At 60.3% G+C, this 25,628-nt stretch carries 24 protein-coding genes; 5 read left to right on the forward strand and 19 right to left on the reverse strand.

The window, feature by feature from the left end:
* Window positions 1–7: 7 nt before the first annotated feature.
* On the reverse strand, window positions 8–910 hold the full coding sequence (locus JFT86_RS03890) for a LysR family transcriptional regulator (protein WP_201238552.1): 903 nt from the start codon (window positions 908–910) through the stop codon (window positions 8–10).
* Window positions 911–1,012: 102 nt separating this feature from the next.
* Here JFT86_RS03890 and JFT86_RS03895 point away from each other — a divergent pair, with 102 nt between their 5' ends.
* The 4 genes from JFT86_RS03895 (at window position 1,013) to JFT86_RS03910 (ending at window position 4,525) form a co-directional block, all read left to right on the forward strand.
* Window positions 1,013–1,345 carry a multidrug efflux SMR transporter gene (locus JFT86_RS03895; RefSeq protein ID WP_103304632.1) on the forward strand — a complete coding sequence of 111 codons (333 nt, stop codon included), beginning with the start codon at window positions 1,013–1,015 and terminating at the stop codon, window positions 1,343–1,345.
* Between the two features lie 198 nt (window positions 1,346–1,543).
* The gene (locus JFT86_RS03900) at window positions 1,544–2,719 is read left to right on the forward strand and encodes an FAD-dependent oxidoreductase (RefSeq protein ID WP_201235824.1); all 1,176 of its coding nucleotides are present in this window, start codon (window positions 1,544–1,546) and stop codon (window positions 2,717–2,719) included.
* Window positions 2,716–3,528 (forward strand): aldo/keto reductase, encoded by an 813-nt coding sequence (locus JFT86_RS03905; RefSeq protein WP_201235825.1) that lies wholly within the window; start codon window positions 2,716–2,718, stop codon window positions 3,526–3,528. The genes JFT86_RS03900 and JFT86_RS03905 overlap by 4 nt, the downstream gene beginning before the upstream one ends.
* Window positions 3,529–3,559: 31 nt before the next feature.
* The gene (locus tag JFT86_RS03910; protein ID WP_201235826.1) at window positions 3,560–4,525 is read left to right on the forward strand and encodes a metal ABC transporter ATPase; all 966 of its coding nucleotides are present in this window, start codon (window positions 3,560–3,562) and stop codon (window positions 4,523–4,525) included.
* 4 nt (window positions 4,526–4,529) lie between these two features.
* Here the strand turns inward: JFT86_RS03910 and JFT86_RS03915 are convergent, their stop codons facing one another.
* The 7 genes from JFT86_RS03915 to msbA all read right to left on the reverse strand — a co-directional run bounded on the left by JFT86_RS03915 (window position 4,530) and on the right by msbA (window position 12,776).
* The gene (locus JFT86_RS03915) at window positions 4,530–5,330 is read right to left on the reverse strand and encodes a hypothetical protein (protein WP_201232097.1); all 801 of its coding nucleotides are present in this window, start codon (window positions 5,328–5,330) and stop codon (window positions 4,530–4,532) included.
* Between the two features lie 52 nt (window positions 5,331–5,382).
* Window positions 5,383–6,069 carry a hypothetical protein gene (locus tag JFT86_RS03920; protein ID WP_201232096.1) on the reverse strand — a complete coding sequence of 229 codons (687 nt, stop codon included), beginning with the start codon at window positions 6,067–6,069 and terminating at the stop codon, window positions 5,383–5,385.
* Complete coding sequence (locus tag JFT86_RS03925) at window positions 6,070–7,044, reverse strand: glycosyltransferase (RefSeq protein WP_201232095.1); 975 nt, start codon at window positions 7,042–7,044, stop codon at window positions 6,070–6,072.
* 130 nt (window positions 7,045–7,174) lie between these two features.
* Window positions 7,175–8,596 carry a bifunctional D-glycero-beta-D-manno-heptose-7-phosphate kinase/D-glycero-beta-D-manno-heptose 1-phosphate adenylyltransferase HldE gene (hldE, locus tag JFT86_RS03930; protein ID WP_201235827.1) on the reverse strand — a complete coding sequence of 474 codons (1,422 nt, stop codon included), beginning with the start codon at window positions 8,594–8,596 and terminating at the stop codon, window positions 7,175–7,177.
* A gap of 64 nt (window positions 8,597–8,660) precedes the next feature.
* The gene (locus JFT86_RS03935) at window positions 8,661–10,061 is read right to left on the reverse strand and encodes a PIG-L family deacetylase (protein ID WP_201232093.1); all 1,401 of its coding nucleotides are present in this window, start codon (window positions 10,059–10,061) and stop codon (window positions 8,661–8,663) included.
* A gap of 4 nt (window positions 10,062–10,065) precedes the next feature.
* Window positions 10,066–10,962, reverse strand: coding sequence for a GNAT family N-acetyltransferase (locus tag JFT86_RS03940; RefSeq protein ID WP_201235828.1), 897 nt, complete (start codon window positions 10,960–10,962; stop codon window positions 10,066–10,068).
* Window positions 10,956–12,776 (reverse strand): lipid A export permease/ATP-binding protein MsbA, encoded by a 1,821-nt coding sequence (msbA, locus tag JFT86_RS03945; protein WP_201235829.1) that lies wholly within the window; start codon window positions 12,774–12,776, stop codon window positions 10,956–10,958. Before msbA ends, JFT86_RS03940 begins: the two co-directional genes overlap by 7 nt.
* A gap of 125 nt (window positions 12,777–12,901) precedes the next feature.
* Between msbA and JFT86_RS03950 the strand changes: the two genes are divergently transcribed.
* Window positions 12,902–13,555 carry a lipopolysaccharide kinase InaA family protein gene (locus JFT86_RS03950; protein ID WP_201232090.1) on the forward strand — a complete coding sequence of 218 codons (654 nt, stop codon included), beginning with the start codon at window positions 12,902–12,904 and terminating at the stop codon, window positions 13,553–13,555.
* Window positions 13,556–13,558: 3 nt separating this feature from the next.
* Here the strand turns inward: JFT86_RS03950 and JFT86_RS03955 are convergent, their stop codons facing one another.
* The 11 genes from JFT86_RS03955 to waaF all read right to left on the reverse strand — a co-directional run bounded on the left by JFT86_RS03955 (window position 13,559) and on the right by waaF (window position 25,451).
* Window positions 13,559–15,019, reverse strand: a complete 1,461-nt coding sequence (locus JFT86_RS03955; RefSeq protein ID WP_201235830.1) for a hypothetical protein — start codon at window positions 15,017–15,019, stop codon at window positions 13,559–13,561.
* A gap of 54 nt (window positions 15,020–15,073) precedes the next feature.
* Entirely contained in the window at window positions 15,074–15,982 is a 909-nt protein-coding gene (locus JFT86_RS03960) for a glycosyltransferase family A protein (RefSeq protein WP_201232089.1), read from the reverse strand.
* A complete protein-coding gene (locus JFT86_RS03965) occupies window positions 15,975–17,729 on the reverse strand; it encodes a carbamoyltransferase (RefSeq protein ID WP_201235831.1) in 1,755 nt (584 codons plus the stop codon). The genes JFT86_RS03960 and JFT86_RS03965 overlap by 8 nt, the downstream gene beginning before the upstream one ends.
* Window positions 17,730–17,901: 172 nt before the next feature.
* On the reverse strand, window positions 17,902–18,237 hold the full coding sequence (locus tag JFT86_RS03970; RefSeq protein WP_201232254.1) for a YceK/YidQ family lipoprotein: 336 nt from the start codon (window positions 18,235–18,237) through the stop codon (window positions 17,902–17,904).
* 254 nt (window positions 18,238–18,491) lie between these two features.
* Window positions 18,492–19,943, reverse strand: coding sequence for a lipopolysaccharide kinase InaA family protein (locus JFT86_RS03975; protein ID WP_201235832.1), 1,452 nt, complete (start codon window positions 19,941–19,943; stop codon window positions 18,492–18,494).
* Window positions 19,943–20,695 carry a lipopolysaccharide kinase InaA family protein gene (locus tag JFT86_RS03980; protein ID WP_201235833.1) on the reverse strand — a complete coding sequence of 251 codons (753 nt, stop codon included), beginning with the start codon at window positions 20,693–20,695 and terminating at the stop codon, window positions 19,943–19,945. Before JFT86_RS03980 ends, JFT86_RS03975 begins: the two co-directional genes overlap by 1 nt.
* Entirely contained in the window at window positions 20,692–21,426 is a 735-nt protein-coding gene (locus JFT86_RS03985; RefSeq protein ID WP_201235834.1) for a lipopolysaccharide kinase InaA family protein, read from the reverse strand. Before JFT86_RS03985 ends, JFT86_RS03980 begins: the two co-directional genes overlap by 4 nt.
* The gene (rfaP, locus tag JFT86_RS03990; RefSeq protein WP_201235835.1) at window positions 21,426–22,232 is read right to left on the reverse strand and encodes a lipopolysaccharide core heptose(I) kinase RfaP; all 807 of its coding nucleotides are present in this window, start codon (window positions 22,230–22,232) and stop codon (window positions 21,426–21,428) included. Before rfaP ends, JFT86_RS03985 begins: the two co-directional genes overlap by 1 nt.
* Window positions 22,233–23,354: a glycosyltransferase family 4 protein gene (locus JFT86_RS03995; RefSeq protein WP_201235836.1), complete on the reverse strand. Its 1,122-nt coding sequence runs from the start codon at window positions 23,352–23,354 to the stop codon at window positions 22,233–22,235.
* Window positions 23,354–24,415: a lipopolysaccharide heptosyltransferase I gene (gene waaC, locus JFT86_RS04000; protein WP_201235837.1), complete on the reverse strand. Its 1,062-nt coding sequence runs from the start codon at window positions 24,413–24,415 to the stop codon at window positions 23,354–23,356. Before waaC ends, JFT86_RS03995 begins: the two co-directional genes overlap by 1 nt.
* A 1-nt stretch (window position 24,416) precedes the next feature.
* Window positions 24,417–25,451 carry a lipopolysaccharide heptosyltransferase II gene (waaF, locus tag JFT86_RS04005; protein WP_201235838.1) on the reverse strand — a complete coding sequence of 345 codons (1,035 nt, stop codon included), beginning with the start codon at window positions 25,449–25,451 and terminating at the stop codon, window positions 24,417–24,419.
* Between the last annotated feature and the right edge of the window lie 177 nt (window positions 25,452–25,628).

The following is a 25,628-nucleotide window of genomic DNA, read 5'->3' on the forward strand; positions in this document are numbered from 1 at the left end:
GCGGAGTTTATCGACTTTTGTCGCCGATCGCCCGCAAGTGCACGGCAAAACGTTCGGCTAGCCAACGCGCTGCCGGCCCTAACGGCTCGTCGCGGCGCCAGACCAGTTCCACCACCAGCGCCGGCGGCGTCCATTCGCTGTCCAGCTCCACCATCAGGCCGTGATACGCCGAGTACTGCACGACATGGCGTGGCAGCCACGCCCAGCCAAGATCACGCACCAGCCATTCGGCCATCACGTAAAAACTGTCGGCACGCCACACCTGCGGGCTGGCCGGCTCGTTGCCGGGATAAACGCTGGTTTGCGTCGACATCAACAACTGCCGGTGTTGCGCCAGTTGCTCACAGGTAACGTAGGACTGCGACGCCAACGGATGATTGATACCGCAGACCGTGACCATTTCCACACTGCCGAGCACCCGCCGCTCCAGCGCTTCGGGGATTTCGTCGTGATAGAACAACAGCCCGAGATCGGCGCGGCGCTCGACCAGTTTGCGTGCGACCTCGCCTTGAGCCGCGCTGGTCAATTGCACTTCCAGGCTGGGAAATTGCTCGGCCAGCGCGCCAAAACTTTCCACCAGCGCCTGATAGGGCATCGCCTCATCCTGCGCCACACGCAACTGCGCTTCCTGCCCGCGCATCATTGCCATGGCTCGACCGTTGAGGCGCTCGCATTGGCGCAGCACTTCCCGGGCTTCTTCAAGCAATGCCTCCCCCGCTTCGGTAAGGCTCGGCTGACGACCACTGCTACGCTCGAACAGGCTGACCCCGAGATCGTCTTCGAGCAGGGCGATGGCGCTGCTGATCGCCGATTGTGCCTTGCGCTGACGACGTGCGACGGCAGAAAACGAGCGCAGTTCGGCGACGTCGACAAACACCCGTAGCTGATCGAGATTCCATTGCACGTTGATTCACCAACCCATCTCTAGAACAGATAGGTAATGACTTTACCGCATCTGCGGAAGCACTAGAATGCCCACCACAGAAAGCAACGTTTCACTTGAGGATTGAACATGAACGCCTACGTCTATCTGGCCATTGCCATTTGCGCCGAAGTGATAGCCACCGTTTCGATGAAAGCGGTCAAGGGCATCAGCACACCGCTGCCGCTGATTCTGGTGATCGTCGGCTACGGCATCGCATTCTGGATGCTGACGCTGGTGGTGCGCACCGTGCCGGTGGGCGTTGCCTATGCGGTGTGGGCCGGCATGGGCATCGTCATGGTCAGCGTGGCGGCGCTGTTTATCTATGGGCAGAAACTGGATATCCCGGCGATGCTCGGGATGGCGCTGATTGTCCTCGGCGTGGTCGTCATCCAGCTCTTTTCCAAAACCGCCGGGCACTGACGGTAAACCACATCTCCTTGTAGGAGTGAGCCTGCTCGTGATAGCGGTGTATCAGACGACATAAATGTTGAATGACAGACAGCCATCGCGAGCAGGCTCACTCCTACAGGTTTCCGGCGTCGCTGTTGATCATCGACAAATCCGCCTCTTTCCCGAGTCTGTATACTGCGCCCTCGTCTTGAACACTGAGGTCGTTGCATGCCATCCGTTATTTCCACCGACGTTCTGATTGTCGGCGCTGGTGTCGCCGGCCTCTGGCTGAACGCGCGTCTGCGCGGTCAGGGTTTTTCGACCGTGCTGGTGGAAAGCGCCAGCCTCGGCGGCGGGCAGAGCGTGAAGTCCCAGGGCATCATCCACGGCGGCGCCAAGTACGCGCTGCATGGTGCGCTGACCGGCGCCTCGGAAGCCATCGCCGACATGCCGCGCCGCTGGCGTGAAGCGCTGGCCGGTAACGGTGAGCTGGACCTGTCCGGCGTGCGCCTGCTCTCCGAAGCGCATTACCTGTGGTCGCCGGGCACCCTCGCTGGCAACCTCACCAGTTTCTTCGCCAGCAAAGCCGTGCGTGGCCGTGTCGATCAGGTCAAGGGCGATCAGTTGCCGCCTGCCCTGCAAGACAAACGCTTCAAGGGCAAGGTCTACCGCCTCGCGGAACTGGTGGTTGATGTGCCGAGCCTGATTCAACGCCTGGCCGATCTGGCTGGCGACGGCTTGCTCGCCGGGCAAACCATCGAGCCGCTGCTGGAAGCGGGCGTGCTGGTCGGCCTGAAAGTCGACGGCCGCGAGATCCGCGCCCAGCGCATCGTCCTCAGTGCCGGCGCCGGTACAGCCGAGTTGCTCGAGCACCTGGGCCTGAGCCGACCGGCCATGCAACGCCGGCCACTGCACATGATCATCGCCAAAGGCCCGGGCCTCAAACCGCTTTACGCCCACTGCCTGGGCGGCGGCACCAAACCGCGCATCACCGTCACCACGCATCCGGCGGCGGATGGCCAATGGGTCTGGTACATGGGCGGCGACATCGCCGAAAGCGAAGGTGTGAACCGCGAGCCCGCCGAGCAGATTGCCACCGCACAAAAAGAAATCGCGCAGTTGCTGCCGTGGATCGACCTCAGCACCACGCAATGGGCGACCTTGCGCGTCGACCGTGCCGAGCCGCTGCAAACCGGCCTGACCCGCCCGGACAATGCCTTCCTCGCTGAAGAGGGCCGCTTGCTGGTGGGCTGGCCGACCAAACTGGCGCTGGCGCCAGACTTTGCCGACCGCGTGATCGCTGCTCTGGAACGCGACGGCATCCAGCCGCAAGCCACCGAACCTCTGCCACCCCTGCCAAAACCACCGCTGGGCGTGCCGGCCTGGGAGCAACTGCTGCCATGAGCCTGCCAACCCTGCACGATCTCCATCGCCCGCTGGGCAGCACCGGCCTCATGGTCTCGCCACTGGGCCTGGGCACGGTCAAGCTTGGCCGCGATCAAGGCGTGAAATACCCTAACGGTTTTCAGATCCCTGACGACGAGGCGGCGCGCATGCTGCTCCGGCAAGCGCAGGATCTGGGCATCAACCTGATCGACACCGCGCCGGCCTATGGCCGCAGCGAAGAGCGCCTCGGCCCGCTGCTGCGCGGCCAGCGTCAGGACTGGGTGATCGTCAGCAAGGTCGGCGAAGAGTTTGCCAACGGCGAGTCACGTCACGACTTCAGCGCTGCCCACACGCGCCTGTCGGTGGAACGCAGCCTGCAACGTCTTGAAACCGATTTTATCGACCTGGTCCTGGTCCATTCCGATGGCAACGACCTGGCGATCCTTGAGCACGAAGAGGTTTACGCCACACTCGCGGCGCTCAAGGCTGAGGGCAAGATTCGCGGCTTCGGTTTCTCCGGCAAAACCGTCGAAGGTGGCCTGAAAGCACTGGAGCAGGGCGACTGCGCGATGGTCACCTACAATCTGAACGAACAGAACGAGAAGGCAGTCATTGACTATGCTGCTGCCCACGGCAAAGCCATTCTGGTGAAAAAAGCCCTGGCCAGCGGTCACGTGTGCCTGAGCCCAGGCGTGGACCCGGTGCGTGCCAGCTTCGAATTGCTGTTTTCCCAGCCGGGCGTAGCCAGTGCTATTGTCGGGACGATCAATCCGCTGCACCTCGCCCATAACGTTGCGACCGTTGCCCAGGTCCTTCGTGGTCACTGACGCCGCCCCGCGGCCTTAAGCAGGAGCCGATATGCCGCGCACGCTCATCAGAAAGAACCCGAGCAACTTCAAGACCCTGCCGCTGTTCGTCGAAGCAACCCCCGAAGGCCTGACCTATCAGAGCGTCGGCATGCCGCTGAACTTCGCGCAGACCTTGCAGCGACGCAAACCGGTGAGTGTCGCGGATGCCGAGCGCTTTTCACTGGAGCTGGCGAATCTCGGGGTCTCGGTGCGCCTGACCCTGCATTGGCAGAATCGCGATTACTGGGTACTGGTGCGTCAGCGGCGGCAGGATCGCGGCGACGTGGTGCTTAAGCTGATTTCCGGTTACGTACCGGCCCACGAACTGAATATCCCGCTGCACACGGCCATTCAGGAAATCGCCGAAGAGTGTTTGCTGGAAACCCCGGAAGGCTGGCTCGGCGGGCGTTTCAACGACACGTGGCTGCCGGCGCCCTACTCATCCGCGCTGCATTACCGCGAAGCCCTGCCGTTTCGGCTGACACCGTTGTCGGGCTCGGCTCGGCCGATTCGGTGCGCCAATCTGCAATTGCTGGAACGACCACGAGCCTATGTGCATTTGCCGACCGCGTCGCTGCAATTGATCTACGACCTGCGCCTGGACGTGCCCAAGGAAGCCAAATCCCTGAGCCTGTTCCATGTCGACGAACGTCTGGAGGGTGATCAACTGGTGGCACGGCTCGACCGTAAACGCCCTGACCTCTACCTGATGCCACTCAAAGACGGCGCACCACTGGCCGAGCTCTATACCCTCAAGCGCGACAAACTCGTGCCGGCCAGCACCCGCGGACTTTACCTCGCAGAGAGCTTCGCGACCCAGCAGGGCTGGGTGGTGCGCGAAGAACGGATTCGCTGGAAAGACTGGCTGGTGCAACAGGGCCTGCAACCGGCAAAGGCCCCACGCCAGGGGCTCAAGCAATTGAGCATCAAGGCGTTACGCCTGGTCGGCATTGGCAAACAACGTGCGAGCAAATAGCCGCCTAGCGGCGACGATCCAGCCACGTGCGCAAAGTCGCGAAGAAATGGAAATAACGGTTTTCGCGCTTGCCCATGCCGCGCTTGGGCGAGAACGACTCTTCGGCAAATGCACCGGTAATGCGCACCCGTGATGCTTGAGTCGGCAGTGTGCAAATTCTCGCATCGACTTGCTGCAATACATATTTGAGCAAACGCTCGGAATGCAGCTTTCTTCCCGTCGCCTTGCAGAACTCGAAGATGCGCTCGATCCGCTTGCCGTAGGCGACGTAAGTGTCGCGCCCGCAAATGGCAAAGCGGTCATTCAGCCCGCCCCACCACTGCCAGTCCGGAATGTAGGCATTGTGCCGCCGGGCCTCTGGATGATTGAACACATAAGCAGGCAGCGGGTTGTGGAAGAAGTTGTCCGGCCGCACGAACACCACGAAATCCGGATCGAAGGCCTCGATCATCGTGGTCACGGTGTGCAGCGAATTGAGCTGATAGATCAGGTTACGCAGCGACGCGAAGTCATCGGCCCAGGTGTCGCCCTGTGCCTTGACCTGCTCGAAATCCCAGCGCTCCAGCACGCCTTCGGTTGACGTCAGCGTCCCGGTCATCGATTCGAACGGCTGATAGTTGTCCGCCGCCAGCTCGCCTTTTTCGCCGGAGCGCGAGTTCTGCACTTCATCGATTTTGTACAGGTGATAAAAGCACTGTACTTCGCTGCCCGCAGGCAACTGCGCCAAGACGTTCTGTTCGATGGAGGGAAAGCAAATCGGCGAGTTTCTCGGAATCCCGAAAAATGCCACGGCAATTTTCAACACTCAACAGCACCTTTTGAAAGTAGTTCGGGCCTGGCCGGCAACACGTTATCGCTTATTTCTGGCGGAACAGCTTTTGCCACCAGCGACGGGGTTGCAGAGGCACCACGATAACGTCCGACTGCTGCAGCCAGTTGCGCTCGTAATCCCAGGCGTGACCACCCCACAGCTTGCCGGCTTCGTTGGAAAAACCCAGGGTCAGCAGTTGATAGGTATAACCGGGTTGGGCGCGCAACCAGTCGAGCAACACCAGCGTGTTGAAACCGGTCGTGGGCCCGACGTAACGCTTGCCACCCGGCCGGTCGACCGGATAGTTCCACAGCGGCGGCAACGGGATGCGATCCCAGTACATCGCCACCCTTGGTAACGGGCACATCGGTGCTGCGCAACCGACCAGCAGAGTGAAACAACGCTCGCTCGCCTGATTGATCAGTCGCTGTACGTCTGCCCCGTAAGGCAGACCGAAAAAATACGCATCCGGGGCGTTGTAGCCGTGCACAAAGACATTGACGCTTTGCGCGTTGAGCAGCGGAGCCTTGATGCAGGTATTGAAGCTGACGACGACGTCATCAACGCCAATGTTCAGCGCCTGAACATCTGCCGCCGTGATGGCCGGATTGTTGGCAATCAGGATGACCCGCACTGCGCGACTCAGGCACTCGCGCAACGCCTCGGGCAACGCGCCCAACACAGACTGGTCACCACCGGGCAGCGCATCCAGCGCCATGTGTTCGTCCATCATTCAGACCGGTACCTTCATCCCGTGACGCAGCTTCACCCAGAACCGCGTGAACGCCGATGGCGGCTGCCATGGGCGCATCTCGCGCTGGATTTCAGTGGCGAGGGCCTGGCCAACCCGAGCGAATGAATAGCGGCTCTGTGCAAAGGCCTGACCATTGCTGGCGATGCGATCTGCCAACTCAGGGTTGTCCTGCAACAGTTTGATCTTTTCCACCGCCTCGTCTTCGCTGCGATAAAACACGGTGTTGTGCATGTCTTCGAAACCGAGCAACCGGTCTTCTTCGCCCTGGCTCCAGGCCAGCAGCACACAGCCGCAGGCCATGGCTTCGAAGTTCTTGATCATGAACTCGTTCATGCCGATATCGGCACTGACAAAGATCCTGATGCGATTGAGCGTTTCGAGATACTCCGAGCCCGACTTCGTGCGCGTCACCAGCATCCCCGTTCGCTTCGACAGCGATTCGAGCAGAGCCTTGCGTTCGGCATACTCGGTACTTTTCAGGCTGCCGAGAAAACCGATAGGGATGTCCCGCTCGGCGCCGGTATTGCGCAGCATTTGCTCGTCGTAACCCTTGGAGACGAACACCGTGTCGATGCCTTCGGCGAGCATCTTGCGCGCGACCACCGCACCGGAGACCAGCGCCCGGCAGCTCGGCAGACGGCTGTAGAGGCGCGAATACACGCCCCGATACTTACTCGCAGGCATGTAGTTCTGGTAGGCGTCGTGTTCGAGGAAGATCAGCCCGGGAATGCACTTGAGCACCCGCAATTGCGGGGCCAGGCGCTTGACCCGGGAGAAGATCACCACGCGGTCGAAAGCCTGGTAATCGACCGAGGCCAGAAATGGCCCGAGGTTCATCTGTTGCTGTTTGCTCAGACGGTAGATGACACATTCATCACAGTTCTGCTGCACGATGTCGTAGAGCCGGTCGAGAATGACCCGCTGCTCGTCCATCACCAGGAGCATGACTTTCATAGGTTAATTGACCACGCGACGTAGGCAGGCAAGCGCATCGGATTCAAACCTGCCAACATCAACGGAAACGGTTAGATCCCCAAGGCAAAATCCGTTCACACGCAGTACACAACGGTAAAAATTCATCTGATCAACGACTGCGGATTTTTTCGACAATCGCAGTTGTCGAGCTATTTTCCACCAGACCCAGCACTTTCACGGTGCCGCCATAAGCCGTCACGATATCGGCGCCGACCACTTGGTCGATCCCGTAATCGCCGCCCTTGACCAACACGTCCGGCTTGACCTCGCGCAGCAGGTTTTCCGGTGTGCCTTCAGCAAAGCTGATGACCCAGTCCACAGCCCCGAGCCCGGCCAGCACCGCCATGCGCCGGTCAACACTGTTGATCGGGCGCCCCGGCCCTTTCAAACGGCTGACGGACGCATCGTCGTTGACCGCGACGATCAGACGATCGCCCTGGGCTCGCGCCTGCTCCAGATAAGTCACGTGGCCGGCATGCAGGATGTCGAAGCAGCCATTGGTGAAGACGATCTTCTCGTTGTGCGCACGGGCGTCAGCTACCGCCAGCAGCAACTGCTCGAGGCCCAGCACACCGCGCTCGGAGCCTTCTTCGCGCTGAATGGCGCGACGCAGTTCCGGGGCGCTGATGGCCGCGGTACCGAGCTTGCCGACGACGATGCCGGCGGCCAGATTGGCGAGCGCCACGGCGTGCGGAAGCTCTTCGCCGGCAGCAATGGCCGCGGCCAGGGTCGAAATCACCGTGTCACCGGCGCCGGTGACATCGAACACTTCACGGGCACGGGCCGGCAGGTGCAGCGCCGGATGATCCGGACGCAGCAGGGTCATACCGTGCTCGCCTCGGGTCACCAGCAGCGCACCGAGGTCGAGATCGTGCATCAGGGTTGCGCCCTTGCTCACCAGTTCGTGCTCATCGGCGCAACCGCCGACGATGGCTTCGAACTCACTGAGGTTCGGGGTGATCAGGCTGGCGCCACGGTAGATCGAGAAGTCCTTGCCCTTCGGGTCGGCCAGCACCGGGATGTTTTTCGCCCGGGCGGCCTGGATCAGCGCCTGATGGTTTTTCAGCGCGCCCTTGCCGTAGTCGGACAACACCAGGACCTTGATGCCTTCGAGCAGATCGTCGACCTGCGAGCCAAGGGCCAGGGCGTCAGTGGCGAACGGTTCTTCAAAGTCGATACGCAGCAGTTGCTGGTGCCGGCTCATGACCCGCAGCTTGACGATGGTTGGCTGGTGCGCGATGCGCTGAAACAGGGCACGAACGCCCGCGCCTTTGAGACTGTTGCTCAGGCTGTCGGCGGCTTCGTCGTCGCCGGTCACACCGACCAGGGACGCCGGCGCGCCCAGCGCGGCAATGTTCAAGGCAACGTTCGCGGCACCGCCCGGACGGTCTTCGATTTGCTCGACCTTAACGACCGGCACCGGCGCCTCAGGGGAAATCCGTGAGGTTCCGCCATGCCAGTAGCGGTCGAGCATGACATCGCCGACTACCAAGACCGGGGCTTGATCGAAACGCGGCATGGACAACTTCATGGAGCAACCCACATACAAAATGAACAGGGGCGCGATATTAACACAGGGTAAAGCGCCGTCCGCCTCAATCTGAAAGGTCGCGCACCCAGAACAATTCGTGGCGTCGGACAGCCTTGCGGAAAAATTCGTTACTACCCGTGACAGGCCAGCGGCGCCCCGCCAGTCCCTGCTGGATCCAGCGGCGCAATTGCCGCTTGAACACTTGCCCGCCCTGCAAGTCGTGCTCCATGGCCAGCGCCATGGCCTTGTCCAGTTGCACGTCGGCTGACAGCAGCGGGCTCCACAAACGATCGGCCGGCAAAGGTTCGATGGCCGGCGGCAGCGCGATGCCGGCACCGGCCGGCCCCATCGGCCAGCGGTCGTTGTCATGCAGATGATTGGCGTACATCAACAGAGTCGTCGGCTTCCAGCTGCTGCGGCCAACGGCCTCAAGCAGCGCCTGAGTAGCGGCGACGTGATCACTATGCGGGTCCAGTTCCGGGTGCGGTGTCACCAGCACTTCTGGACGATAGTGCTCCAGCAGGGCCGTCAGGTCGCCGATCAGATTCTGCCAGGTCGGCTGCCCGTCAATGTCACCAGGCAAGGTCAGCGGGTTGTGGCGGCGCACGCTGCGCACATCGTTTTCCAGCGACTCGCGTGAGCCAAACGCCTGGGTCGGCTCGGCGGCCATTGCCGGCAATTGCAGGCAGTAGTAACCCAACTGCACGCAACACTCTGCCGGCACACCACCCCACAGGGGAATCACCAGACTGTCCCAACTGCGCAGGCGCCCCTTCAAGCGCGCGGCTGCGGCTTGATCGAGGCCCAGACGCTGGAAGTCTTCGGCCTCGATCTCACCCTGGGTGAGAGTGACGATACTGGCGTCTTCGCTACGGCTGTAAAGACCGAATGCCGCAAGCTCCGCATCATCGGCGTGAGGCGCAATGACCATCACGCGCTGGCGGCTGTAGTCAGGGTTGGCCATCACCCACAAAGTGCCCGTGCGCGCCGTCGTGCAGTATCCGCCACGCAGCGCCAGTGCGCCTTGAGCCAATGCGTCTGCCTGCCCGGAAAGATTAAGGAAGCGCCGACCTTTGACCCCACGTTCGAAGTCCTGACGATCATCGCCCACCTGAACATGGGGATCGAGCCAGCGCCCCAGCCAATTGGCCTTCAACTCAAGTTCGAGTACCAGCGTCTCGCCCGGCGCCAGCGGTTCGCTCAAACGCACCACGTCGCCATCCAGACTCACGGCTTGACGCGCCGCGTCCGCAGGAAACACGTATTGATAATCGTCGCCGGGCCGATAGAACAGATGATCGGCAAACCACGCTTCGTGGGCGACCCAGGCCAGCACCAGCAACAACGGCAGCAACCACCAGCCAATCAACACCCCGATCAGCAACAGCGCCAGCAGAAAGGCAACGAGGAAAAGACGCTTACTGCGGCGATGGGCCTTGAGAAGTTGTTGCTTGCGAGCGCTCATGGGGTCAGACCTTGTAGACCGGCACCGTGTGGCACCAGCGATCCTTGTATTCACGGTCGGCACGACCGAATGAATAACGCAGCGGCTTGCCCAGCGCCTGCGCGTCAGCCCAGGCCTGCTGGGTGTTGACGAAACTCAGTACGCTGCCGGGGCTGAACTCGCGACTCTGCGGGTCGACGCCACCGTTGATGTACTCCAGCGACACCCATTGCGGCGCCTCGACACGGTACAGAACCTGAATCGCCACCGGCGCCGACTCAAGCATGGCAACAGAACCGGTCATGAACTCGCGCAACAACGTGAAGACCTCGACGAGCCCGGCCTTGCCTGGCACCGCAAAGCCCCAGCGACGCTCGAACAGATCGGCATATGCCTGCGCTTGCTCTGCCGGAGAAAACTCCGCCATCGGCACCAGCGCCCCACCCGCCTCCTCCAGCAAACGCTGTTCGCGACGCTGGTTGTAGCGAAACTTCTTCGAATACTCTTCCGGCAGCCGGGCCAGGGCCAGGCCCTCCGGTTGCGGTTTCAGGGTGCTGATCTGCTCGGCATTGAGCTGGGAAACATAGGCCATGCGCTGGCGAACCGGCACGACGACATCCGGCGCGATCGGCAGGATGATTTCCGCATTGCCCATGTCGAGCAAGCCGCGCTTGCCTTCGCGCTTGAGGACTTCCTTGGACAAGGCCACGTGCCGCCCCCAGCAAGGGATCGCGGCAACCACCTCACCATCAACGATCCAGCCCAGATAGCGCAGCTCGATCCCGACGAATGTCGACAGTCGCTCAACCACCTCGGGATGCGTCGCAAAGCTGCCACCGAAACGCCGCCAGGCTTGAGCGTAGGCGTCCCGGTCAATTTCGGTCCAGCCACGTTCACGAAAGCTGCGAAACACCGTCAGCATACGTTGGTCACGTGGGCCGGCTGCAGCTCGTCACCCTCTTCAAACTCTTTGGCATGCAGGCGCGAGTAATAGCCGTTCTGCTCCAGCAGTTGTGTGTGGGTGCCGCGCTCGACGATCCGGCCTTCGTCCATGACCAGAATCAGATCGGCCTTCTCGATGGTGCTCAAGCGGTGCGCGATCACCAGCGTCGTGCGGTTCTGCACCACATGGTCCAGCGCTGCCTGAATATGCCGCTCCGACTCGGTATCCAGTGCAGAAGTGGCCTCGTCGAGAATCAGCAGTGGCGCATCCTTGAGCAGGGCCCGGGCGATAGCAATGCGCTGACGCTGGCCACCGGACAGCAGCACACCGTTCTCGCCGACCATGGTTTCATAGCCCTGAGGCATCTTGACGATGAACTCGTCGGCATAGGCCTCGGACGCCGCGCGTTTGACTTCCTCGAAAGGCGCGCCGGCCAGATCGCCGTAAGCGATGTTGTTGGTCACGGTATCGTTGAACAACGTCACCGCCTGGGTCACCAGCGCAATCTGGCGACGCAGACTGCGCAGGGTGAAATCCTGCACTTCTACGCCATCGAGCAGAATCTGCCCGTGTTCATGCTGATAAAAACGCGGGATCAGCCCGGCCAGAGTGGACTTGCCGCTACCGGAACGGCCGACCAGAGCAACCATTTGCCCAGGTTCGACGACAAAGCTGATGTCGTTGAGCACCTTTTTGTCGGTGTCCGGGTACTGGAAGCTCAGATTGCGCACCTCCAGTCGGCCATCAAGGCGATCGCGCTCGACCGTGCCTTGATCGACTTCTGCCGGCTCATCGAGCTGCTCGAAAATACTCTCGGCACCGGCCACACCTTTCTGAATGGTCGAGCTGACTTCGGAGAGCTGGCGAATAGGCTTTGGCAACAGACCGGCCATGGTGATGTAAGCCACCAGATCGCCCGGCGATGCATCACCGCGAAGGTACAGCACAAGGAACATGACCACGGCCATGGCGCTGTACGTCACCAGTTGCAGCATCGGCGTGTAGACGGCGCCGGTCTTGGTCATCGTCAGTTGCTTGTCGGTATTGCTCTGGCTGGCGTCGCGAAAGCGGTCTTTTTCGTAGACTTCGCCGCCGAAACTGCGCACGACGCGATAACCATGAATCGTCTCGGAGGCGACGTGCGTAACGTTGCCCATCGACACCTGGATCTTTTTACTTTGCTTGCGGAATTTCTTGCTGGTGCTGTTCACCATGATGCCGATGACCGGCAGGATAGCCACCATCACCAGCGTGAGCTTCCAGTTCATCCACAACAGGGTGCAGAACAGGAAAATCACGGTCATGCCTTCACGGATGACCACTTTGATCGCGTCAGTCGCAGCGCCGGTGACCATCGTCACGTTGAACGTGATCCTGGAAATCAGGTGGCCGGAGTTGTTCTTGTCAAAGAACCGGTTGGGCAACTCCAGCAACTTGTTGAACAGCACGACCCGCAGGTCATGCACCAGGCCCAGGGAAACCCGGGCCAGGAAGAAGTTGCCAAGATACGAACCCACGCCCTGCAACAGCGCAATGAACACGATCATCAGCGGCACGGTTTCGAGCAATTGCAACTTGCCCAGATAAGGGTTGCCCGGAAACAGGCTGGCCTCTGGGTTGGCCAGGCCATCAACAAAGTACTTGAGGATGTAAGCGAGCATCGGTTGAGTCGATGCGAAGATCAGAAACCCGACGATGCTGAGAAGGAAGAGACCGGCGTAAGGCCGCACGTAAGCCAAAAGGCGGAAATAGATCGCCAGCGTTGACTGGGCTTTCGGTTCAGGACTGCTCATGGTGATCCGCACAATTCAGTGAGGCGGGGATGATATCACACGCGTTTTTCCCCCGATAAACATGACTGCAAGCCAGCCTTTGACCAAGTCGGTTAAGATACCCCGCTAATGATGGGGAGCCAGACATGCAATCGATTGACCACAGCACTTACGAGGCACTGCGCGAAGGTGCACACGTATTGGAAGCCGACGGTTCCGGCGACAAGGTGCTCAGATTGGCCGATGGACGCATGCTCAAGCTGTTCCGTCGCAAGCGGCTGCTCAGTTCGGCGCTGTTCTACCCCTATGCGCAGCGCTTTGCCGACAACACCCGGGCACTGGAGCAGCGCGGCATTCTCTGTCCGACCGTCATCGCGGTGTATCGCATTCCGAGCATCGAGCGCGATGGCGTCTATTACAGCCCGCTGGCCGGCGATACCGTGCGCCAGTTGCAAGACAGCAGCAAAGGGAATGATTCGTTGAGGTTCCAACTGGGCGGATATTTCGCTCAACTGCACGAAAAAGGCGTGTATTTTCGATCACTGCACTTTGGCAACGTCGTGCTCACCCCCGATAACCAACTGGGCCTGATCGACATCGCCGACCTGCGCTGCCAGAGGCGCGCACTCAGCGACAGCAAACGCCTGCGCAACTTCGCTCACTTGCTGCGCTATAAAGAAGATCGTCAATGGTTGCTGGGCCAGGACGCTGGCGACACCTTTATCGAAGGCTACCGGCAGGCCCTGCCGAGCAACCGGCAAGCGCCACTGATCTCGCGCCTGCGTCCGCTGTTGGGTTGAACCTTAGCGGCCGATGACCACCACCGTCGCACCTTTGCGATTGGAAAAGTGCTCGAGGATGCGCAACTTGTGCGCCTCCAGCCATCCCTTCAGCCAGGGTTCGTCACCCTTTGCCTCAACCACGAAATAGCGATAGTCGCCGGCATGGGCCGCAGACATCGCCTCTTCCTGGGTCAGAACGGGCAACACGTATCCGCGACCGGCGTAATAGCTGATCCGCCCGTCCCCGAAGTACGTCGGTGCACCCGGCTCGACATGGGAGGACATCCAGCGCCCGGCCTCGACATAGTGGGTCTTGCCAGCCCCGGTGGAGATGACGTTCGACAGCATCACCAATAAGCCCACGATAACCAGCCACTTGCCCCAGCGCGGGAACTCGCGAACAAACGCCGCCAGCCCCAGCGCCAGCACAGGCACAACCAACAGGTTCAAGAAACTCAGATACCGGGCATTCATGAACTGTTGCTTGAGAAAGAACAGCACCAACACCACCAGATACAGCAGCGCCGCCCAGGCAAAGGGACGATAGTCGCGCCAGTAGATGCCCAGTACCCCCCAGTTCCGGCGCAGGATGAACGGCACCGCAAAAGGCCCCATCAATTTCACAAAGCTGATGGCAATGGCCGCCAGGATGCCGAAAAAAATGATCCTGCCAGCCTCATCCTGGGAGTATTTATTGATGAGCGAATTGGCAAATTGATCGCACAGCATCTGAAACGAGGACAGCACGCTATGGGGCGCAATCATGTCCAGATAAAGCATCACGCGCGCAGACAGAAGCACACCTGACACCGAGACGATCAACAAACCCAGAATCGGCAGTAACGAGAACTGAAGGAATTGCACGCGCCGGGTCGATGACCACAGGCTAGGCAATTGCCACAGTGCCAGGGCCGGCACCAGCAGCAAGGCCTCCAGTCGGAACAACGCCGCCGCTACAATAGCCAGATGGATCAGCGCTGCACGCAACCAGCCGCCGCGAGCCTGCCAGCGCAACGCGAGCCACAGCGTTAGCGTGCAGAAAAACCAGAAACCGCATTCACGGATGATGTCATTTCGAAAGGCATTGACCGCTGGCATTGCCAGCACCACCAGACACGCCCAGCGGGTGACGTGCGCAGAACGCTGACGTACGCAGTCCACCATCAATGCACTGGTACCGGCGAAGAAGAGACCACACCAAAGATAGGCGCTCAGTTCCAAGGGCAGATGCAGGATCAGATGCGTGCCGGCGAGCAGAAAGGAAAACCACGGCCAGTCGAAGGAAGCCCAGGCTACATTGGGCCCATGCTCGGTGACTTGTTGTGCAATATCGATATACAGCGCGGCATCTCGCCCGACTGTCGCGGTACCCATGACCGCAATCAGCGATAACAGCACACTGCCCAGGAAAGCCAGCCATACCGGGTATTCATCGATGATTCTGGAGACTCGAGTTGCCACTTTAACGCCCGTACCTTTCACTCAGCCACCTCAATGACACCCGTTACGTGGTACGCGCATGCTTTCGCGAACCGCTTACCGAAACAACAACCGCAAAGCCTTGCGAGTGTAAGACCAGCGCGAAAACGTGCGCCAGTCTGCACGCAACGCCTGAAAATAAAAGCCTTTAGCCAACGCGTATTCGCCGTGGGAATAGCAATCGCGAAACAGCGACAGGCAGCGCTGCGCCAGAAATGCCTGACGCAAATCCTGCATCTCTGCCGGCATGCGCCGACTGGAAAACACTTCGCTGACGACCTGCTCCGTGCCCGCAGCAAGACTTTGGCGCAAATCGTGGCGCATGCTGTCGGCATGCTTGTAGATCAATGCCAGAGGCTGATCGAGAACGGTGCAAGGGAAACGCGCCAGCACCTGGGCAAACACCGGCAGGTCTTCGACGTTGCGTAGATGTTCCGGGTAATTACCCGCAGCGAATACATCGCGATGCATCGCGCAGGCACCATTGGAAATCGATACGGTCTTGTCCAGCAGATAACCCTGCAAACGCTGACGGGGAGTCGAATGCAACGGCTTGGCTGCCTGCAAGCTGCGTCTGCCGTCAGCGAACACTGACCAGTGCGCACCGATGACCATCAGGCTCTGAGGATTGCTGGCAATGTGTTGCGACAACGCAGCCAAAGCACCGGGGGCCATTTCGTCATCGGAATCGAGAAATATCAGGTACTGCCCCGTCGTCTCTTCAAGCCCCCAATTTCGAACTGAAGACAGCCCGCCATTGCTTTTGCGCAATGCACGAAAACGCCCGCCGTGCTTGAGCAGAAGTTTCTCTACTACCTCGGGCGTTTCGTCCGTCGACCCATCGTCGATGACCAAAAGATCTGCCGTCGCATCATCCAGCTGCGCCAATACCGACTCCACTGCACGAGGCAAGGTTCGCGCATAGTTGTAAGCGGGAATCACGACGCTGATCAGTGTTTCAGTCAAGTCCGTATCCTTTTACACCCTCTTTTACGACCAGAATATCTTCCATGATCAAGTATTCCAGATCGGAGCCGAAAAACATGTTCAGCGCGTCGGTCGGCGAGCAGATCATCGGCTCCCCACGACGGTTGAGCGAGGTATTCAGCGACACGCCGTTGCCGGTCAGGTTTTCCAGCGCCTTCATCATGTCGTAGTAACGCGGGTTATATTCGCGCTTGAGCACCTGGGCCCGGGAAGTGCCATCTTCGTGGACGACTTCCGGCACGCGGGTTTTCCACTCTTCAGCCACTTCGAAAGTGAAGGTCATGAATGGCGCCGGGTGATCGATCTTGATCATCTGTGGCGCGACGGTGTCGAGCATCGACGGGCAGAAAGGCCTCCAGCGCTCGCGGAACTTGATCTGGTGGTTGATACGATCAGCCACACCGGCCACGCTCGGGCAGCCAATGATAGAGCGACCGCCCAGTGCGCGCGGACCGAACTCCATGCGTCCCTGGAACCAGGCCACCGGATTGCCTTCAACCATGATTTTGGCGATCTGCTCCGGCATGTTGTCGAGTTTGCGCCAGGCTGGCTTGTTCTCGTGACGGGCACAAGCGGCGATCACATCTTCGTTGCTGTACGACGGGCCGAGGTAGACGTGTTCCATCTTCTCGACCGGCACGCCACGGGCGTGGGATACATAAGCCGCAGCACCGACCGCAGTACCGGCATCGCCGGACGCCGGTTGCACAAATAGCTCTTTGACGTCGTCGCGAGCGATGATTTTCTGGTTGAGCTTGACGTTCAACGCACAGCCGCCAGCGTAGGCCAGCTTGCCGGTTTCCTTAAGCACGTCGCCCAGATAGTGGTCGATCATCTGCAGCGCAATTTTTTCGAACAGCGCTTGAATGCTTGCGGCGTAGTGGATGTAAGGCTCGTCGGCGATGTCGCCTTCGCGCTTCGGACCCAGCCATTCGATCAGCTTCGGTGAGAAGTAGTAACCCTTGCCCTTCTCCTTGTAGCGACGCAGACCGATCACGTTGGCGTAGTCAGTGTTGATCACCAGTTCGCCGTTTTCGAACGAAGCCAGACGCGAGAAATCGTATTTGCTGGCGTCGCCGTACGGCGCCATGCCCATGACCTTGAACTCACCGTCGAGCATATCGAAACCGAGAAACTCGGTGATCGCGCCGTAAAGGCCGCCGAGGGAGTCCGGATCGAAGAATTCCTTGATCTTGTGGATCTTGCCGTTTTCGCCATAACCGAAGAAGGTCGTGGCGTACTCGCCCTTGCCGTCGATACCGAGGATCGCGGTTTTTTCTTTGAAACCCGAGCAGTGGTAAGCGCTGGAAGCGTGGGCCAGATGGTGTTCAACCGGTTCGATCTTGATCTTCTTCGGATCAAAACCCAATTGCTCCAGGCACCAGACGATCTTGTTGCGATAGCGCTTATAACGACGGTTACCCATCAGGATCGCGTCGAGTGCGCGGTCCGGGGCGTACCAGTAACGTTTGGCGTACTGCCAACGGGCCTTGCCGAACAGACTGATCGGAGCGAACGGGATCGCTACCACGTCAACGTCGGACGGTTTGATACCGGCCTGCTCAAGACAGAACTTCGCCGACTCGTAGGGCATGCGGTTTTTTGCATGCTTATCGCGTACGAAGCGCTCTTCTTCAGCCGCCGCCACCAGCTTGCCGTCGATGTACAAGGCCGCTGAAGGATCATGGCTAAGGGCGCCGGACAGGCCAAGAATCGTCAATGCCACAGGGGTCTAGCCTCTTTAGTCTGCATGCAGGCGCGATGCGCCTTGAAAATTGATGTGCCCTCGCCAAGGGCGAGGAACAGCTAAAGGGCGGGATTATAGCGTAAACGTGATGGGAATTACCCTGTGCGAATTGCCCCAGGGCGAATGGATCCGATAAACCTTGCCTGCGGGTTCAATAACCGCTCTTGCGCCAGTAAATACCGAGATTGCCGTCAGTCGCCTGACGATAAATCGAATAGGGCAGCACAATCGTGTCGGCCACACCTGACAATGGCAGATCAAGCAAGACGAACGGCACCAGGAATCCACTGGGATCTGGCGGTGCGTTCAGTACGCAGAAGTCGTAGGCCAGACCGCTGTAAACACGCGGAATGGATTGGCAGTAGGTTTTTTGCTTGCGCATGTCCCGGGCGACATCGGCATCATCCTGCAACACAGTCAGGACACTGCCACAGCCTGATAAACCCCATGAAAAAACGCCCAGCATCACAGCCTTTTTGATCATCAAAAGTTGCCCTCCATTGTCGTCAGGCAAACTAGCACCGGGACTGAAGCGGGCACAGTTCATGGCTTCTGATGAAGCTGTAGGACAATTCAGTGGATCTTGTCCTCTATTTACAAGGCAGGGAGTTCTCATCGCTAAATGCCGCACAGCATCCATGTAGAAGCTGCGGCACGCTGCGATCTTTTGATCTCGAAAAACAGAATCAAAAGATCGCAGCCTCGTTTCACTCGACAGCTCCTACAGAGGGGCTGAAGAGTTCAGGCAGCGCTGGAGATGTCTTTAGGCAAGCGTTGATCGATCACCTGGTACAGAGCGCTGCTCTGCGGCCAGTTACGCATGAAGCGCGCACGATCCCGCGCATAGGCACCTGAAAAGGTGTTCACCGAGCCGTGCTGGCACATCGAATCGAGATCGATCAGCGCCCAGCGGTCGTTCTGCCAGAACAGGTTATGGCCCTTGAAGTCGCCATGACTGATGCGCTCGGCAATCAACCGGGCAAACAACTGATCCAGCGCCTGCAACTCCGCTTCCGGCGCATCGCCACTATCCACATACGGCGCAAAGCGCTCGATGATGTCCGGCCCCGACAGAAACTCGGTGACCAGATAGGCACGGCTGCGCAGCCACAAAAAGCGCTTTTCCAGCACCGCCAACGGCTTGGGCGTGGCGATCCCCAGAAATGCCAGACGATTGCCTTCACGCCACGAATGCCAGGCACGACTCGGGCGCCAGAAACGCTTGAGCCAGTGGGCGAAGCCCTTGATGTTGTAGCGTTTGATCACCAGCGTGCGTCCCTCCACGTCAACCTTGCCGACGCTCGCGGCGCCGCCGGTCTTGTAGAGATGCCCCTTGTCCAGCAACTGATCGGCCTGCCCCAGCACCGGCAGCATCGCCGTCTCTTCCTCGCGACGGATCGCGCGCAGACCAAAGGCTCCACGGCGAACGCTGAACAGCGTGCATTCGCGACCAACCTTGATCAGGTAATCCTTCAGGCGCCAGCGACGTACCTTGTCGATCTGTTTCTGCAAGGCTTCCAGCGGCAGCGCGTGCTCGCTGTTGCTCAGCAAGTAATACACCAGCAGTTCTTCGGTGAACGGTTCAAGCGCCTTGGGTAACTGGGCGAAAAACACACCGAGATTTTCCAGGACTTTCTGCCGTGACAGCGGCTGTCCGGCGGTTTCGACACAAATGCCCGCACCATCGATCAAATACAACTGTCCGCTGTGACGCAGCAGATTGTCCAGGTGCAGGTCCTCCTGCCAAAGCCCTTTACCGTGCAACTGGCCAATCGCACCCAGCGCCTCGGCCAGCACCGCGGATTGCTCATCCGCCAACATCGGCAGCGCCTCGACTTTCGTCCAGGCGTCGCCGAGGCTTTCAGCGCCCTCAAGAAAATCGAACAGGAGCCAGCCGCCCTCACCGTTCTTCAGACCATCAGCCAGCAGCAACGGAGTCGTCAGGCCTTGAGCTGCCAGCAAGCGCACGCCTTCCAGCTCTCGCTGAAAATCCCGGGCCGCCTTGCTGCCGACCAGCAATTTGGCCAGCACCGGACGCCCACGCCAGACGCCGGCACCGACGTAGCGCTGCCCCGGCAGGACACGCAACAAGCTCAGCAACTGTAAGTCGGCAGTGCCGGCCGCATCGGCCAGCGTTATTGTCAGCGGCAATTGCGGGGTGCGCCCGGCAGCGGCCAGCTCGGACAATTGCATCAGCGGGTCTCCTTGTGACTACGGCGCGCGGTCAGCCGGGCGAGCCAGCTGTCGAGCAACGAGCTGTCGGTCGGCTGGTCGAGATAAGCCGCGAGCAATTCACGCAACTGCGCCTCGCTCCACTCCGGAGCCCGGCGTTGCAGCGGCTCCAGATCCTTGATCCGGTCACGCATGCCGAACAACAGTGGCCGGGTTTTTTCCAGGTCGATCAATTGCGCCTGATACCCGTCACCGCTGGCCTGCAGAAAAATGTGTTTTGGATAGAAACAGCCATGCACCTGACGCACGCCATGCAGATGCCGCGCGAGCAACCCGCAGGCTTTGAGAATCGCCGATTGCTGTGCAGGGGTGAGCTGTGGCCAGCGCGCCAGTAGCGACTCCAGATCGTTCCAGCCATCCAGCGCGCGCGTCAACAGGATAGCCCTGACCTCGCCATCGACTTTGCGCTCGCCAAAAAATGCCGCTTGCAGCGCGGGAATACCCAGCTTGCGATAGCGACTGATATTGCGAAACTCGCGAGCAAAGCTCGGCTCGCCAAACGGCGCGTGCAAGGTGCGGGTCAGGTAATTGCTCTGGCGCTTGAGGTAGTACCCCTGGCCTTCCAGATCCAGACGAAAGACGCTGCTCCAGCCGCCACGGGCGGTATTGGGCTCGTCCACCGCCTCAAGCTGCTTGGCCCACAGCGCGTCAAAAGTGCCCAGACCGTGACGCTCAAGCAGCGTACGGTCTTCTTCGGCCAGAAAATCAGTCATTCACGTCCCTCGAAAAATCTCACCACGTGCCGAATCCGTTTCTTGTCGGCCACATTCAGCCGATCGCACTGGCGGTATTGCATATAGAAACGCAGGCGCTGGGTATTGGACAGGTGATATTTGGCGAGTTTGTCGAGACAGGCCAGATCCTTGGTGATCCGATACTTCAGCCAGAAGCCGCGCCAGAACTCGCCGTTGGGGCAATCGATGAGAAACACGCGCGCCTGATCGTCGATCAACAGGTTGCGCCATTTCAGATCGTTATGGGTAAAGCGCTGATCATGCATCGTTCGGGTGTAACCCGCCAACTGCCGGCTGATGCCATCGACCCAGGCGCGATCCTTGAGTTTGGGATCCTTGCGCTCGGCGAAGGCCGCGAGGTCTTCGGTATGCGGCAGTTCGCGGGTGATCATCGCCCCACGGTCGTACGCCGCACCGCGTCGCTCCAGGCCCCAGGCCACCACTTCAGCGGTGGGAATGCCCCACTTGGCGAAGCGTTTGAGGTTTTGCCACTCCATCTTCACTCGCGGCTTGCCGAGGTAGCGGCGCAAGCCCTTGCCGGCACCGACGTAGCGCTTGACGTAATAGTTGACGCCGTTGCGCTGCACGCGAATGACTTCGGACAACGGATCGCGGGTCAGCCGCTCGCCTTGCAGGGCGAATACCGCCTGGAGGCTGCCGAAGTCTTCGGCGAGATCGCTGTACTGCGGCTCAAGAGTCCAACCCGCCATCAGAGCGCATCCCCGTAACGCTGCTTGCGCGCATAGAGCTTGTTGGCCTTGCCTTCCAGCCAGTTCAGCAGCGGCGCTTCTTCAGCCAGGATCTGGCGCAGCGGTTGCTGGAAGTAGCCTTTGAGGAAACGCAGCTTGTCGCGACGGGTCAGACCGATGTCCAGCGCGGAAAAATACAGCGCCGCCAGGTCCTTGTTGCGCCAGCGTTGAGTGATGTTGGGACGAGTCTGGGCGCGGTGCAGATCGATTACCGAGAGCTTGAAATCCTGCGGCGTGACCGGTTTGTCGGTGTGCAGCAGAAAGTGGCAGATGTAGCAGTCGCGGTGGTTGACTCCGGCGCGGTGCATCATGCCGGTCATGCGCGCCACCTCAGCAATCAGCGCGCGCTTGAGCGTAGGCTCAGGCGGCTGCTTGGCCCAGTCGATGCTGAAATCTTCAAGGCTGATGGTCGGCGCCAGTTCTTCGGTGACGATGAACGAATGCTGATCCGCCGGATTGCTGCCCTTTTCGCCATACGCCACGGCGGTCATGGTCGGCACGCCGACTTCCTGCAAACGCTGGATCGCTTTCCACTCCTGACCCGCGCCGAGTACCGGCAGTTTGGCGGTCAGCAGGTTCTTGAAGATTTCACCCCAGCCGATGCCGCGGTGAATCTTCACGAAGAAACCGTTGCCATCGACTTCCGTGCGCAGCGTCCGGCGGGCTTCCAGCTCGCGGTAAACCTCGCCCTGCAAGCCCTCGACTTCGGCGAACGGGTCGCGTCCGGCCCAGAGGCTCTTGAACGGTTCAGCCAGCATCAACTTCATTTAAGCGTGCTCCGCCAGAATCACATCGGCCGCGCGCTGCGGCATGCTGTAAAGGTCGGCCGTCTCGGCGAAGGCCAGACCGTTGCGGCTCCAGGCCGCGCGTGCAGCGTCGTCGTTCAACATGTCGGTCAGGTATTGGGTCAGTTGCGCTTGATCGAACGGCTCGTCCAGCACTCGCCCGGCATCCGCCTCGGCAATGTAGTGGGCGTAACCGCAGACCGCGCTGACCAGCACCGGCAGGCCGGAGACCAAGGCTTCGAGCAATACCGTACCGGTGTTTTCGTTGTAGGCCGGGTGGATCAACAGGTCGGCGCCGAGCAGGAACCGCGGAATATCGCTGCGGCCCTTGAGGAACGTTACGTTGTCGCCCAAGCCCAAAGTCGCGCTCTGCATCTGGAACAATTTGGGGTCATCCTGGCCGATTACAAACAGCCGGGTGCGTTTCTTCAAATCCGCAGGCAGTGCGGCCAGCGCTTTCAGGCTGCGATCAACGCCTTTGGTCTTGAACCCCGAGCCGATCTGCACCAGCAGCAGGTCATCGTCCTTGAGGTTGAATTCGGCGCGGAAACCGGCGCGAATGTCATCGGCATCCGCCGGGCGGCGACGGTCCTGGGCAATGCCTGGCGGCAGCAGGTGGAAGCGCTCCAACGGGGTGTCGTAATGCTTGATGAACAGCGGCTGCTGCACTTCGGAAATCATCAGCACTTCGGTTTTCGCGTCTTTGGCGAACACCGCGCGCTCGTATTCGGCGAAGTGGCGATAACGGCCCCAGCGACGGTAAAGCGAGTGACGCAGGTTCTGCGCCTTGTCTTCGAAGCAGCCGTCGGCGGCGTAATAGACGTCCAGCCCCGGCATCTTGTTGAAGCCGATCAGGCGATCCACCGGACGCTTGGCCAGATCCGCTGCCATCCACGCACTGAGCTTTTCATTGCGACGATGATTGAAGAACGCCTTGACCGGCGCCACCAGCACTTCAAAACCGGGCGGCACGTCGCCTTCCCAGATCAGCGTGTAGACACGGATCTGATGGCCGCGCTTCTGACATTCGAGGGCGATGCGCATGAAGTCGCGCTGCAAGCCACCAAACGGGAAATATTTGTACAGGACGAATGCCAATTGCATCAGCGCAGCTCCTCAGCCATTAACAACGTGCTCAGTCGGCTGGCGACACGCTCGGGGTTCAGACGCGTGAAGCACAGAGGCTGTTCACGCTTCAGGTCAAACTGACGGGCATCCTGCGCGGTCGGTTGATAGGTACATTTCTTTTGCAGGCATGGCGCACACGGGAAGTCGCTGGCCAGATGAATCTGCAGTTTGCCGTAAGCGCCCGTCAGGCCCGGGTTGGTCGGGCCGAACAGCGAAATGGTCGGCACGTCCAGCGCGGCGGCCAAGTGACCGAGACCGGTGTCCACCGCCACGCAGGCTTGCGCGCCGGCGAGGACTTTGCCGACGCCAGCCAGATTCAGTTTCGGCAAGACTTCGGCGTGTTTGAAGCCGGCGGCGATACGCTCGGCACGGGCCTTCTCTTGCGGATTGCCCCACGGCAGTTTGACGCCGACGCCGAGGTAACCGACGCGCTCGGTCAGTTCGCGCCAGTAAGCTTCCGGCCAGTGCTTGGTGTCCCACGTTGTGCCATGCAGGAACACCACGAACGCGTTCTTGCGCGGCAGTTCGACCAGACGCTCGACGTTGAGGCCATAGTCGCCCAGGCCTTTGGGCAGGTCGTAACCCAGCGCAATGGCGAACAACTGCCGCACGCGCTCGACGGCGTGCTGACCACGGGCCACGGCCAGTTTACGGTCGTAGAATCGCGCCGCCATCGGCTCGCGGGCCGAGCCCTTGTCGAGGCCGGCCACCGGGGCTTTGACGTAACGGGTCAGCCAGGCGCTTTTCAGCAGGCCCTGGGCGTCGATCACCAAGTCGTATTTGTTCGCGCGCACGCTTTGTTTGAAGCGTTTCCACTCGCCGCTGGTGATGGTTTGCCAGAGGTTTTTGCGCCAGCGACGGATCGCCACCGGAATCACTTTGTCGACGGCCGGGTGCCAGGTCGGAATCTCGGCGAAGCCTTCTTCCACCACCCAGTCGAACTTGATCCCGGGGATCGCCCGGGCCGCGTCGGTCAGCGCCGGCAACGCGTGAATCACGTCGCCCAGCGATGAAGTCTTGATCAGCAATACCCGCAACTTAATGAACCTCGACCACAGAGCCCTGCAATTTCTGCAAGGCATCGTTGACCGCGTCCGGCATCAGCTGGCGCAGGCAGTTGTAATGGCCGAAACGGCAGGTACGGTCGAAACACGGGCTGCAATCAAGGCCCAGACGCACGACTTCGACGTGTTCGGCCAACGGCGGCGTGAAGCCCGGCGAGGTCGAGCCATACACCGCCACCAACGGGCGATTCAACGCAGCGGCAACATGCATCAGGCCGGAGTCGTTGGAGACGACGGAATCGGCGCAGGACATCAGGTCGATGGCTTCGGCCAACGAAGTGCCGCCGCTGAGGTTGACCGACTCTTCACGCAGGCCGGGAATCAGCCGCGCGCGGATGTCTTCGCCCACCGCATGATCGTTCTTCGAACCGAACAGCCAGACCTGCCAGCCTTCGCGGATCCGCGCTTCGGCGACTTTGGCGTAATGCTCGGACGGCCAGCGCTTGGATTCACCGAACTCGGCGCCGGGGCACAGGGCCAACACCGGGCGGTCGAGGGTCAGGCCGAATTTGGCCAGCGCGGCCTCGCGGGTGACCGGGTCGATTTGCAGGCTCGGGCGCGGATAGGGTTTCGGCAGCTCGGCGTTCGGCTCGTAAGCCAGGGCCATGAACCGCTCGATCATCAGCGGATAGCGTTCTTTGTCGAGGGTGCGCACGTCATTGAGCAGACCGTAGCGGAATTCGCCGCGCCAGCCCGTGCGTTTCGGGATGCCGGCGAAGAACGGCACCAGCGCCGACTTCAGCGAGTTCGGCAACAGGATCGCCTGGTCGTAGTGGCCGCGCAGGGATTTGCCGATGCGTCGGCGGGTCGCCAATTCCAGCGCGCCATGGCCGAGCGGAAAGCTCAAGGCCTTGCGCACTTCAGGCATGCGCTCAAGGATCGGCCGGCTCCACTCGGGGGCCAGCACGTCGATTTCGCATTGCGGGTGGCGTTGCTTGAGACACTGAAACAGTGTCTGCGCCATCACCATGTCACCGACCCAACTGGGCCCAACGATCAGAATATTCATGTGGTTTCCAAAAACGAACCGGGGAGGCATTTACGCCTCCCCGCCTCGAGAATCACTGAGGGAGCGGGGCTGCTTGCGATGGGTCATTACCTTCAACATGATTGTCGACTGTCACTCCACTATCGCGAGCAGGCTCGCTCCCACATGGTTTTGCATCTATTCACATAACTGCGACTC

Source organism: Pseudomonas sp. TH06 (assembly GCF_016651305.1).
GTDB lineage: Bacteria > Pseudomonadota > Gammaproteobacteria > Pseudomonadales > Pseudomonadaceae > Aquipseudomonas.

Coding starts and splice junctions, on each gene's coding strand:
- JFT86_RS03895 (WP_103304632.1), top strand. CDS start 1,013: ATGAACGCCTACGTCTATCTGGCCATTGCCATTTGCGCCGAAGTGATA.
- JFT86_RS03900 (WP_201235824.1), top strand. CDS start 1,544: ATGCCATCCGTTATTTCCACCGACGTTCTGATTGTCGGCGCTGGTGTC.
- JFT86_RS03905 (WP_201235825.1), top strand. CDS start 2,716: ATGAGCCTGCCAACCCTGCACGATCTCCATCGCCCGCTGGGCAGCACC.
- JFT86_RS03910 (WP_201235826.1), top strand. CDS start 3,560: ATGCCGCGCACGCTCATCAGAAAGAACCCGAGCAACTTCAAGACCCTG.
- JFT86_RS03920 (WP_201232096.1), bottom strand. CDS start 6,069: ATGATGGACGAACACATGGCGCTGGATGCGCTGCCCGGTGGTGACCAG.
- JFT86_RS03925 (WP_201232095.1), bottom strand. CDS start 7,044: ATGAAAGTCATGCTCCTGGTGATGGACGAGCAGCGGGTCATTCTCGAC.
- hldE (WP_201235827.1), bottom strand. CDS start 8,596: ATGAAGTTGTCCATGCCGCGTTTCGATCAAGCCCCGGTCTTGGTAGTC.
- JFT86_RS03935 (WP_201232093.1), bottom strand. CDS start 10,061: ATGAGCGCTCGCAAGCAACAACTTCTCAAGGCCCATCGCCGCAGTAAG.
- JFT86_RS03940 (WP_201235828.1), bottom strand. CDS start 10,962: ATGCTGACGGTGTTTCGCAGCTTTCGTGAACGTGGCTGGACCGAAATT.
- msbA (WP_201235829.1), bottom strand. CDS start 12,776: ATGAGCAGTCCTGAACCGAAAGCCCAGTCAACGCTGGCGATCTATTTC.
- JFT86_RS03950 (WP_201232090.1), top strand. CDS start 12,902: ATGCAATCGATTGACCACAGCACTTACGAGGCACTGCGCGAAGGTGCA.
- JFT86_RS03975 (WP_201235832.1), bottom strand. CDS start 19,943: ATGCAATTGTCCGAGCTGGCCGCTGCCGGGCGCACCCCGCAATTGCCG.
- JFT86_RS03980 (WP_201235833.1), bottom strand. CDS start 20,695: ATGACTGATTTTCTGGCCGAAGAAGACCGTACGCTGCTTGAGCGTCAC.
- JFT86_RS03985 (WP_201235834.1), bottom strand. CDS start 21,426: ATGGCGGGTTGGACTCTTGAGCCGCAGTACAGCGATCTCGCCGAAGAC.
- rfaP (WP_201235835.1), bottom strand. CDS start 22,232: ATGAAGTTGATGCTGGCTGAACCGTTCAAGAGCCTCTGGGCCGGACGC.
- JFT86_RS03995 (WP_201235836.1), bottom strand. CDS start 23,354: ATGCAATTGGCATTCGTCCTGTACAAATATTTCCCGTTTGGTGGCTTG.
- waaF (WP_201235838.1), bottom strand. CDS start 25,451: ATGAATATTCTGATCGTTGGGCCCAGTTGGGTCGGTGACATGGTGATG.